Annotated in this window: 9 protein-coding genes and 1 pseudogene; 9 read left to right on the top strand and 1 reads right to left on the bottom strand. The window is 63.1% G+C overall.

Translation table 11 applies throughout. The features are described 5' to 3' along the window. The 4 genes and pseudogenes from QFZ23_RS23665 to QFZ23_RS23650 form a co-directional block, all read left to right on the top strand. Window positions 1-451: pseudogene (locus QFZ23_RS23665) on the top strand (hypothetical protein); the annotation flags it as partial. Window positions 452-822: 371 nt separating this feature from the next. Beyond that, window positions 823-1,827 (top strand): LacI family DNA-binding transcriptional regulator, encoded by a 1,005-nt coding sequence (locus tag QFZ23_RS23660; protein ID WP_306927185.1) that lies wholly within the window; start codon window positions 823-825, stop codon window positions 1,825-1,827. A gap of 480 nt (window positions 1,828-2,307) precedes the next feature. Further along, window positions 2,308-2,886 (top strand): HAD domain-containing protein, encoded by a 579-nt coding sequence (locus QFZ23_RS23655; RefSeq protein ID WP_306927184.1) that lies wholly within the window; start codon window positions 2,308-2,310, stop codon window positions 2,884-2,886. Between the two features lie 189 nt (window positions 2,887-3,075). Further along, window positions 3,076-3,648, top strand: coding sequence for an RBBP9/YdeN family alpha/beta hydrolase (locus QFZ23_RS23650; RefSeq protein WP_306927182.1), 573 nt, complete (start codon window positions 3,076-3,078; stop codon window positions 3,646-3,648). A 267-nt stretch (window positions 3,649-3,915) separates the two neighbouring features. Here the strand turns inward: QFZ23_RS23650 and QFZ23_RS23645 are convergent, their stop codons facing one another. After that, a complete protein-coding gene (locus tag QFZ23_RS23645; RefSeq protein ID WP_306927180.1) occupies window positions 3,916-4,683 on the bottom strand; it encodes a DeoR/GlpR family DNA-binding transcription regulator in 768 nt (255 codons plus the stop codon). A 191-nt stretch (window positions 4,684-4,874) separates the two neighbouring features. Here QFZ23_RS23645 and QFZ23_RS23640 point away from each other — a divergent pair, with 191 nt between their 5' ends. The 5 genes from QFZ23_RS23640 to QFZ23_RS23620 all read left to right on the top strand — a co-directional run bounded on the left by QFZ23_RS23640 (window position 4,875) and on the right by QFZ23_RS23620 (window position 10,287). Next, the gene (locus tag QFZ23_RS23640) at window positions 4,875-5,909 is read left to right on the top strand and encodes an SIS domain-containing protein (protein ID WP_306927178.1); all 1,035 of its coding nucleotides are present in this window, start codon (window positions 4,875-4,877) and stop codon (window positions 5,907-5,909) included. Next, window positions 5,910-6,848: an ROK family protein gene (locus tag QFZ23_RS23635; RefSeq protein WP_306927176.1), complete on the top strand. Its 939-nt coding sequence runs from the start codon at window positions 5,910-5,912 to the stop codon at window positions 6,846-6,848. 57 nt (window positions 6,849-6,905) lie between these two features. Beyond that, window positions 6,906-8,354 carry an APC family permease gene (locus QFZ23_RS23630; protein WP_306927174.1) on the top strand — a complete coding sequence of 483 codons (1,449 nt, stop codon included), beginning with the start codon at window positions 6,906-6,908 and terminating at the stop codon, window positions 8,352-8,354. Window positions 8,355-8,390: 36 nt separating this feature from the next. Further along, the gene (locus QFZ23_RS23625) at window positions 8,391-9,938 is read left to right on the top strand and encodes a GMC family oxidoreductase (RefSeq protein WP_306927173.1); all 1,548 of its coding nucleotides are present in this window, start codon (window positions 8,391-8,393) and stop codon (window positions 9,936-9,938) included. A 115-nt stretch (window positions 9,939-10,053) separates the two neighbouring features. Further along, window positions 10,054-10,287 carry a hypothetical protein gene (locus QFZ23_RS23620; RefSeq protein WP_306927172.1) on the top strand — a complete coding sequence of 78 codons (234 nt, stop codon included), beginning with the start codon at window positions 10,054-10,056 and terminating at the stop codon, window positions 10,285-10,287. Window positions 10,288-10,490 lie beyond the last annotated feature (203 nt).

Here is a 10,490-nt window from a genome sequence, read left to right as displayed (position 1 = left end):
AGCCGCGCACTGGGATTTGTACTGGCGCCTGTTCTGCAGCTGGGAAGGTGCCTTAGACGAAGAGGAAATCCGCGCACGCCTCGCCCGGGTCAGGGCAACCTCGCACGTGCTCGCTGACCTGCCCGAGCGGCGTTGGACGATAGTGGATGCCCCCCTCGACGTCTCGGCCGTGCCGCACGAAACCATCTTCGCCGGGCCGGCCTCCAAAACAGCCGAATTCCATTCAGAACTCGACAGAACCATGGTCTGGTGGACCTCCGAACCCTCCGGCGCCTTCCAGATCGTCCAGCGCCGCCAATCCGGCTGGGTCAACTGGGGAACCAACGGCGAAAACGAATGCCCCGAACTTCCCGTCGGTGTCGAGATCAAAACCGCATACGGCATGTTCAGCGACGGCTGGCAGCACGTAGCAGACCAACTGGAGACTGCACCCACGGTCCACCAGGCCTAAGGCTGGCCGATGGGCCTCTGGACATGGCAGCGGCTGCCAGCCCAATCCCCCACAGATGTCGCCGCCATCTCTCTGCAGCCTCGTGCTGCGATTCCCGGCGCCGACGCCCGGTGGAGAGATCTGTCACCAGGAACTCCGGAACCTGCCTGGCTGTGCAACCAGGACCATGCAATCAGGCGCCTGGCCACCTCCTGGTCATGGCCAGGCCCATCCGCCAACGGACTCGGGAGCTCAACAAGGGACGCATTCAGGCCCCGACAAGCATATGAATTGAGGTGAGCCAGACGGGCAGAACGATGGCCGAGACAACAGAAATCGTAGAGGACGGCTTCAGCGCGTCTTCGGCTGCGGTGCGAGTAGCTAGGCCGAGGATGCGTGATGTGGCTGCTTTGGCCGGAGTAGGCATCAAAACGGTTTCCCGGGTCGTCAATGACGAACCTGGTGTTTCTGAAGTCACCCGCCAGAGAGTGTTGAAGGCGGCGAAAGGGCTGAACTACCAGCTGGACATGACAGCCCAAAGCCTACGCCGGGCCGGCCGACAAACACTGTCCGTTGGGCTGCTGCTTCCCAGCGTCGCCAACCCATTTCATGGCCAAATCCATCGGGCCCTGAGTGATGTCCTGGCGAGCCACGGCATAGCGGTCCTCGCGGCAAGCCTGGATGATGACGCTGCACGTGAAGAGGAACTGCTCAAAGCGTTTCTCCGAAGGCGCGTGGATGGACTGGTTCTGACCCCGGTCGCCAAAAGCCAGGGGTACCTGCCCGAACATTCCAAGGACCTTCCGATGGTCTTCATCGACAGGGAACCGGTCGGCATCGATGCCGATGCAGTGGTAAGCGACAACGCCGCTGGCGCGGCCAAGGCCGCCGCGCACCTGATTTCCCAAGGCCACACCAAACTCGCCTACCTAGGTGGTCGCACGGACATCCAGACCGCCCGGGAACGGCGCCGCGGCTTCATTAATGAGTTGGGCCGCGCAGGTATTTCGACCGACACAATTCCCTTCCTGGAGGGACTGCGCAGTGAGGAATCAGCACGGAAGGCGGCAAGAGAGCTACTTACGGGTGCTGAACCGCCGACGGCCATCTTCTCTGCACAGATTTTGGTGACCTTCGGCGTAATGCGGGCCTTACAGGAACTGGGGCTGAACCGGGCTGTGGCCTTGGTCGGATTCGGCGACTTCACCCTCTCGGACATGATGAACCCCGGTATGACCGTCGTCGCCCAGCACCCCGAGCACATCGGCAAGGCAGCCGCAGAACGCATTCTGTCCCGTATCAACGGACACCAGCAGGAACCGCGAACATACACCATCCCCTGTGAACTGATCCTCAGAGGGTCAGGGGAAGTTCCGCCGCCCCGCCTTGACCGGTGAGCTGCTCCAGGGCATGAATCCCCAACCGGACGACGTGCCGCCGGCGCGGCTGCTGCGCGAAGGTCAGGTCGAGGACGCAGCACAGTCCGTCCTTGCCGCCGCCAGAGCATTCGCGGCAGCAAGCGACAGATGAATTTTGAGCAGCTGACATTGAGGGCTGCGGATAACCAGGTATGGCGGATTGGATTCCGCCCGGACCCCTTGGCATGGAGCGGCTGGGAATGGGCAACCAACGGCAGGTTCCCAGGCCGGCGGGCCATTTTCGAACGACCAGGCGACACTTTGTCAGCCCGAAGCCTCAGCACAGCAGGTCAGAGGAACTTCACCATGACAGTGACGCAGTCAAGCACGCCTTTCAGACGCTCGGCCTCACTTGGAAGAGCGAAGAGGCCCCCCCCGCTCCTCGCCTCCTAGCTTGACGGAATCGCGGTTATCGGCGATTAGAAATGGTGAGGTGAGTGACCGGCGTCAAACCCCGTAGTGGCGGCAGCCCCCACTGAGAACGGGCAAAGTAGGACCTGGAGACTACCCTCCTGCCTGCGGAGCGGATATGGTCTCCGTCATGAAGCCGATCATCCCCTCGACATCAACGGCGTGCTCAACCCTAAGCTTCAGCCAGGTGACAAGTCTGATGGGAAGAATGTGCAGCTCTCGGATTTAAAGGTTGCCTTGGTGCGCCGGCTCGCCACCAAAGGGAGGCTCGCGTGGGTATCGACGTCAAATGAGGATCTTGTGGACAGCCTCGAAGCGCAGCTGCAGCTTGAGGTGAAACCGCTGCGCGTGGAGATCATGCCGGAGCCGGACGATGAGGACCAGCAGACGCCAAAGCTGGGGTCAGTATCCAGGTGGTTGAACAAAATGGAGGCCGAAGGCGGCGTTGACTGGGACGCCATTGTGTGGATCGACGATGCACTAGGGGCTGACGTGCAAGACTGGGCCCACCAGTATCACCAACCCGTCCTGCTGGAGAAGCCTGGCCCTGAGGAGGGCCTGACAGAAGCCCACGTCGTGGCGGTGCAGGTTTTCATTAACGACAAGGACCGGGACCATGCGCCCTGACAGCAGATGGATTCCGCCACCCGCCAAGCGCATTACGGTCACGACTTAAGGGTAAGGACGTGTACCGTCAGCGCCCGAACGGACAACAGCGCAATCTAAGGCCCGGGGCGCCCACGCGACGCGGGCGTACGGTGGCGGTATTCGCGTGCATAAGTGGGATGCCAGCTGAACCCTCTAGGGTATTTGCCTATGAACGCCCCAGCCAGTAATATCCCGGTTCGACCCGTCCAGCGCGTCGTCATCGTCCACGGATATCAATCGTCTCCGGATGCAAACTGGTTCCCCTGGCTTCAAAGCGCCCTCGAAGCTGAAGACATAGGAGTCACAGTCGTTCCGCTCCCCGACCCGGACGATCCTGGCAAAGCAGCTTGGGAGAACGCGGTCAGCATAGCACTAGGAGTGCCGGATGCGACAACAGTGGTTGTGGCACATTCCCTCGGCGTGGTCACCGTCCTACGGGTACTCGAGACACTGCCGGAAACCTGGGAGCTGGGCGGTCTCGTGTTGGTCGCCGGGTTCACTGAACCACTGGAAGCATTGCCGGAACTCGATGGCTTCCTCGCAACTGACGTTGCCGTTGAGCGGGTGGTAACGAGCATTCGGGAACGAACAGTACTTCGCTCCGACACAGATCCTTTCGTGCCGCCGGAAGCCTCCGATGACCTGGCCAGACGTCTAAGCGCACGTCTGGAGGTCTACCCGGGAGCACGACACTTCATGGCAGAAGATGGCGCACAAGGCTGCCGCCTCTGCTTGACCTGATTCGGTCCAAGTAGGGGCTTCCGGCAAAGAAGCCCCTAGACCGCACTGGTGGTCATTATGGGCGTTGAGGCGGCGATTCTGCCTGGTCGACAGCTGGATATGGATTGGCAGGACCATCTGGCCAATCCCGTGCCCCACGGGTCCTTGTTGCTGCGTCTGTCAGCGATGGCCGTCCGCAATGCCTTGCCCACGGGCCCCGCTGCTCCGTGGGCCCCGGTCGGCGAATTGCGACGATTGGCGGTTTCTGTCGTCCGACAACGGAGTGTCTCACGCGGTGAGAATGACCTCGTTCGCTTGTTTTTGAAGGGCGTCGAGCTGTTCGCCTGTTAGGCCGCTGTCGGTAACGATGACGGCCGGCGTTTTTGTGGGGCAGATCCTGACGAAGCCCACGCGGTCGTATTTGCTCGAGTCAACGGCGGCGACGGTTTTGTCGGCGACACTCACCGCTGCCTTTTTGACCGCCGCATCATCCGGGTTCCACTCGGTGAATCCCTGATCAAGGGACATTCCGCTGGCGGTCATGATGTAGCTGTCAAAGTGGTGCCCGCGTAGATAGTCAATCGTGTCGGCTCCGCTAAGACTCAGTTCCCCCTGGCGCACGGATCCGCTGGGGATGATCAGATTCACGGTCGTGGACCTTGCGAACGCCCAAGCGACCCTGAGGGACAGAGGGCAGATCGTCAGTTCGCGGTCGACGAGGCACTCGGCGACCGCGACTCCTGTCGAACCGCCGTCGAGGATGATTGTGTCGCCATCGTTGACGATCGCGGCAATGCGTTCGCCGATGGCGCGCTTGTGCTCCGCGTTCGTCTTTTCCCGGGCGGGAAATGGCGGCTCGTAGCTGCTGCCGAACGCGAGCCGGGCCCCGCCGTGGAACCGCTTTAGTACGCCATCGGCCTCAAGCAGCTCCAGGTCCCGTCGGATGGTCATCTCGGTGACGCCAAGACGCGTACCCAATTCGGCCACCGTCACCGTGCCGGTTTCCTGGAGGATCTGCAGGATCCCCTGGTGACGGCGTTCCTTGGCGCTGACCATCGTACTGCCCCTCTCGGCGGTGTTGTAGAAGGCTATTCAAACACTGCAATCCTGCCATTGACAATCAAATCGAACGGACTTTATGATCGGGCGCACAAAGAAAATGTTTGGCTCGGGTCTCCGTTCGACGCGCTGCATTGCCGGGCACACCTCCGCCGGGTTACCCGGGCCCTATACAAAGGACCATCCACATGCACGAAATGACCCCATTTGAGCTCGACATCGCCGAGCAGCCGGACGCGCTGCGGCGCCTCGCCGCCGCTTCCATCCCTCTCCTGCGGGATTTGGCCGGCTCGAGTTGGGACAGGATTGTCCTGACCGGCATGGGCTCCTCCCACTTCGCTGGAATACCTACCTGGCGGAGGCTGACGGAGCTGGGCCGTCCCGTCTGGAACATCGACGCCGGGCAGCTGCTGGACAACCCCAGCCAGATCACAACCGACACCCTGCTGGTCGTCACCTCCCAGTCAGGTGCCAGCGGAGAGGTAGTTGAGCTTTTGAATCGCTGCAAGGCAGGCCTGATTCACCCCGCACTGCTGATCGGCATTGGCGATGACACGTCCAGCCCGTTGGCCGTCGATTCCGATCTGTTCCTGCCCCTGTTCAGCGGAAGCGAAGCCACTGTCAGCACCAAGAGCTACCTGAACACCTTGGCGGTGCACCGCATGCTCTCTGCAGCATTTGAAGGCCGCGCGCTGGAGGAGGTAAGGTCCGAGATCCTGACGGCTGCATCCGCCGTTGAACAGGCCATCAGCTCGATCGATCTGGCGGATGCCGCCGCAGCCATTGCCGGCCACCCGCAGCGCAGGCTTGCCTATGTCGGCCGGGGGGACGAATCGGCTACTTCTCTGTTTGCGGCTCTGATCACCAAGGAATCGTCAAAGGTCCCGGCGGAAGGGTTCATCGGCGGCCAGTTCCGCCATGGCCCCTTCGAATTGGCCGGCGATGGACTCGCCGTCGTGATCTTTGGAATGTACGGTACCGAACCCGATCAGAGCCTGCACATGCTCGCCACTGACCTTGTCCGCGCGGGATCGAAAGTCATCATCGTCGGCGACGACGAGGTCCCTGGCGCCACGACGGTGCGCATCCCCGGTAAGGGCTCACTGGACCGTCTGGCCGCCAGTTCCGTAGCGGCCGAGGTCTTCGCCGTCGGCCTGGCCCGTGCCAATGGCGTTGTACCTGGAGCCTTTCTTTACGGCTCCAAGATCACGACGGCGGTCTGAATGCCAGCCACCGCACCAGACCCGACAGGCGACCCGGCCGGACTGGTCGTCGGAGTGGACATCGGCGGCACCGGCACCCGTTTCGTTGCCATGGACCTGGAGAGGAAGATCCTCGCACGGCATGCAGTACCCACCCCCGCTCGGTTCACTTCCGGCTCGGCCACAGACTTCCTCGCCGGGCAGATCAACTTCCTCGTTCAAGGCGAGCCGATCGCGGCCATTGGAATCGGCGCTAGCGGCCCCGTCGATTCCGAGGGCATCATCCGGAACCCGGACACCTTGCCCGCCTTCACGGGGGAACCTGTCGTTTCCGAACTCACCACACGATTCAAGACTAGGGTCAGAATCGATAACGACGCCGTGTGTGCCGCTCTCGCGGAACAGCGGGTGGGGGCTGCCGCTGGGTCAGCTAGCCTGCTCCATATCACGCTCGGAACCGGAATCGGGTCCTGCCTCCTTCTGGACGGCCGGCCGCTGCGCGGGGCAGACGGGATGCACCCAGAGGCCGGCCACATCACCGTCCGGCACGCGCCTGTGGCCTGCTACTGCGGACGGGACGCGTGCTGGGAACAGGCAGCCTCCCGGCAAGCGCTCCAGCGGGCGGCCGCCGCTGTCCTCGGCAGGGATCCTGACGACAGAAACGCCGTCGCCGACCTTGCCGAGAATGCCACCCGCGGAGACGCCGCCGCCACCCGGATGTTTCGGGAGTACGGGCTCGCTGTAGCTGTAGGGCTCGGCACGCTCCTTGCCGCCTACCGGCCGAACACCGTCATCCTGGGCGGCAGCGCGGCCGAACACCTGAATCTCTACCGGGAAGAGATTCAGAGCTATCTTGCCGGGCTCGGTCCGTGGATTCACCATGCCCGGCTGGCCGCAACCCACCTGGATGACTTCGGCGGCGCCATCGGCGCAGCCCACCTCACCCTGGCCAACATTTAGGCGCCGGAACCCGCCCGTGTCCCGATCGAATTTCACTCATAGTTCAAGGAAGAGCACATGATCACCAACCCACCGCAAGCGACAACAAAACCCGCAGGCGAGCACCTGGACAGCGGGCTCCGCCCAGGCTCCATTGGCCTCGGCGGTACCCTCATGCAGTCCATCGCCCAGATCTCCCCCACCCTCGGGATCTTCTACACGATCGCGTTCACCAGCGGACAGGCAGGCGCTACTGCACCGCTGACCTACCTGGCAGCCTTCCTGGTATGCCTGGTGATCTCCGTTCCCATGCTGGGCCTGGCCAGGCATCTGCCGTCCGCCGGAGGCTTTTATACCTATGTTTCTGCCGGCATCGGGCCCAAGGCCGGATTCATGACGGGGTGGCTGTACGCCGTGATGGTCACCGTCGTCCCCGCCGCCCTGGCCGCCTTCACCGGCGCAGTGCTTCAGGACGAGCTGGCCGGCAAATACGGCATCGGGCTCCCGTGGTGGATCTACTCCACCGCGATCCTCGTTATCTGCTTTGCCTGCGCCTACCGGGGCATTGTCATCTCAATCAAATTTCTTGTCGTCATGACTGTCTTCGAAATGGCTGTGGGTCTCGGCCTTGCCGTCACCGGCATATTCAACCCGGGCACCGGCGGCGTGAACTTCGACGGCTTCAACCCGGCCAACGTCCAAAATCCATCCGGGTTCTTCCTCGCCATCGTGCTGTCGATCTTCGCCTTCACCGGCTTCGAAAGCGCAGCCGCAGTGGGCGAGGAATCCCGCGACCCGAAAAGGATCGTGCCCAAGGCCATCATCGGATCACTGGTCCTGATCGGCATCTTCTACGTCGTGACCGCCTGGGGCCTGCAGATCGGCTGGGGCACCAATGACGTCGAGGCCCTCGCCGCGTCACCGACGGCACCCGCGTTCGTCCTTGCCGACCGACTGTGGAGCGGGGCCTCCGTCCTGGTCCTGATCGCACTCGTGAACTCCGGCCTGGGCGTCTGCATCGCCTGCACCACCAGCGCCACACGAACCATCTACGGGATCGCCCGGACCGGGGCACTGCCCCAGTTCCTGGCCCGCACACAGCCGAAGCATCGCACACCGGTCACCGCGGTGTATGTCCAGTCGGCAATAGCCCTCACTGTCTGCCTGGCCGTCGGCCTGCCGCTCGGACCCTACAACCTTTTCAACATGCTCGGAACCACCGGTACGTTCGTCTACATTCCCATCTTCATTCTGATGAACATCGCCGCCTTCCTGTACTTCCGCCGGAAGCACCCCGAGGAATTCAACATCTGGGCACATGTCGCCGCGCCGGTGGTTTCCACCCTCGCGCTGCTGACCATCGCCTACAACAGCATCGTCCCGCTGCCCGCCTACCCGGTCATCTTCGCCCCCTTCCTCGCCCTCGCATACGTGCTGCTGGGCGCGGCTGTCCTCTTCGGACGCAATCTGCGCCCGGGCCACCGTGGCTGGATGGCCCGGGCGGGCGAACTCCCGGACGTCGACTGACCCGCCCACACGATCCCTCAACAACAGGAAACCGAAATGCCGCACACACTCCCCTCATCCGTAGACACCATCATCATTGGCGGTGGAACCGGCGGAGCCGCCTTCGCCGGGACCCTCGCAGCCCACAGCGATGAAACCATCCTCCTGCTCGAAGCCGGCCCGGATTACGGCCCGCGCGAACTGGGCCAGTGGCCGGCCGACATGCTGGACGCCCGCTCCATTCCGCTCTCACACGATTACGACCTACGGGCCGGCCGCTCATCCGGGGAGGGCATCCTGGACCTTCCCCGGGCCCGCATCCTCGGGGGCTGCTCAGCCCACAACGGCTGCACGGCCTCCATCGGGGCACGCCACGAATACGACGAATGGGCCGCTGCCGGCAACCCCGGATGGTCAGCCGAGGACGTCACGCCTCTGCTGGAATGGGTCCGGAACCGCTTCCGCGTCCGGCGGTACACCATGGAAGAACTCACGCCGCCGCAGAAGGCGTTCGTCAACGCCGGCGTCGCCACAGGACTTCCCTTCGCCGATGACCTTGACGAACTCGAAGCCGCCGAGGGAATCGGACCCATGCCGGTCAACGTCGTCGACGGAGTCCGCTGGAACAGCGCCTTCGCCTTCCTGGATCCGGTCCGGGAACGGGAAAACCTGACGATCGCCGGCGGTGTCCAGGTCACCAGCATCGACATCACCGACGGCACCGTACAGGGAGTTTTCGTTCGCACCGACGCCGGTGAAGCCCACATCAACGCAACCCGCGTCGTAGTCGCGGCCGGCGCCTACCACTCCCCCGCGCTCCTGCTGCGCTCAGGGGTCGGACCCGCCGAGGAACTGGAAGGCCTCGGCCTGGCCGTCAAGGCGAACTTGCCAGGGGTTGGCAAGCACCTGCTCGATCACTCCTGCATCCAGCTCGACTTTGCCGGCCAGCCCGGGCTTGTCGAAGATCTGGCCAAACTCCCGTGGAGTCCGGACGAGCAGACGGTCGGGCGTGCCAAATCAAGCAAATGCGATGCCGGCCCCTACGACATCCACGTCTTCATGGTCGCCGGTGCCAACAGCGGACACCCCGGCCTGCCCCCGATCACTCTCTACGGCGGGGCCATGCGGGCACGTTCCGAAGGCGTCGTCACCCTCAACTCCGACCTGGACATCACAAACCCCGTCATCGACCACCGCTACGGCACCGACCCCGACGGCTATGACCGGACCGTGCTCTCCGAAGCCCTGGACCTCATGGAATCAATGGTGAAAGTCCCGGAACTTGCCACCATCCTCGGTGACCGAGTACCCGGAACAAAGGCCCCGCTCGACGACATCGTGAACTACTGCCATCCTGCGGGGACCTGCAAAATGGGCCCGGCCACCGACGAAACCGCCGTGGTCGACAGCACGGGCGCAGTCCACGGCGTTTCTGGGCTCTTCGTCGCCGACGCCTCCATCATGCCCACCATCACCAGAGGCAACATCAACCTCCCCACGGCCATGATCGGAGCGAGGATCGCCGCAGGACTTCTCGGGATGACACCGCGAGCCGTCACGGCGTCTTCAACAGTCGGCGCGGACGGCAGCGGCCCCGCCAACTGACGGCCCGTTTGTAGAAAAAGGACCGAAGAGGCGGGCCGGGTTGTTACGCAATGCAAGCAGCCCCGGCGTAACCCGGCTCGCCTGAAGCCGCCAACCCCCACACCGGAATCGAAAGATGAAAACCCAACCGCCGACCTTCACCGTCACCATCACAGCCCACGACGCCCAGAACCTGCAGACAGAACTACATCTGGCCGAACAATCAGCACGGAAACACGCCACAGTGTTGAGACAGGGGATCCTCGTCACCCAGCATGACTACGCCACGTACAGCGTGACCGTCAGCCCCGAAGTGCCCTACGGCCAGACCCGCGAACAGCGTAAATGCGATTGCACTGATCCGCGCTGAACCTGTTATCGGCACACTGCGCACACTGCGGCGTCTGCACTATGAAGTCGGAGCCGGATACCCATTCCCACGCCAGCTAAGCGGTCTCCGAAAGCTCATAGAACCAAGCCAGCTGGTCTTCGGAACGGACTATCCTTTCGAGGGTCTGGCCGGTATCGAGCGCAACGTCAACGTTTTAGAAGGAACGAACTTCCTGAAGAAGG

The organism is Arthrobacter globiformis, from assembly GCF_030818015.1.
GTDB lineage: Bacteria > Actinomycetota > Actinomycetes > Actinomycetales > Micrococcaceae > Arthrobacter > Arthrobacter globiformis_C.
Note: the sequence above shows the minus strand (reverse complement) of the source record. Positions and strands in the feature narration are given on the sequence as shown.

Excerpts from the sequence above, each read along its gene's own strand:
- QFZ23_RS23660 (WP_306927185.1), top strand. The coding sequence starts at position 823 with ATGCGTGATGTGGCTGCTTTGGCCGGAGTAGGCATCAAAACGGTTTCC.
- QFZ23_RS23650 (WP_306927182.1), top strand. The coding sequence starts at position 3,076 with ATGAACGCCCCAGCCAGTAATATCCCGGTTCGACCCGTCCAGCGCGTC.
- QFZ23_RS23645 (WP_306927180.1), bottom strand. The coding sequence starts at position 4,683 with ATGGTCAGCGCCAAGGAACGCCGTCACCAGGGGATCCTGCAGATCCTC.
- QFZ23_RS23640 (WP_306927178.1), top strand. The coding sequence starts at position 4,875 with ATGCACGAAATGACCCCATTTGAGCTCGACATCGCCGAGCAGCCGGAC.
- QFZ23_RS23635 (WP_306927176.1), top strand. The coding sequence starts at position 5,910 with ATGCCAGCCACCGCACCAGACCCGACAGGCGACCCGGCCGGACTGGTC.
- QFZ23_RS23630 (WP_306927174.1), top strand. The coding sequence starts at position 6,906 with ATGATCACCAACCCACCGCAAGCGACAACAAAACCCGCAGGCGAGCAC.
- QFZ23_RS23625 (WP_306927173.1), top strand. The coding sequence starts at position 8,391 with ATGCCGCACACACTCCCCTCATCCGTAGACACCATCATCATTGGCGGT.
- QFZ23_RS23620 (WP_306927172.1), top strand. The coding sequence starts at position 10,054 with ATGAAAACCCAACCGCCGACCTTCACCGTCACCATCACAGCCCACGAC.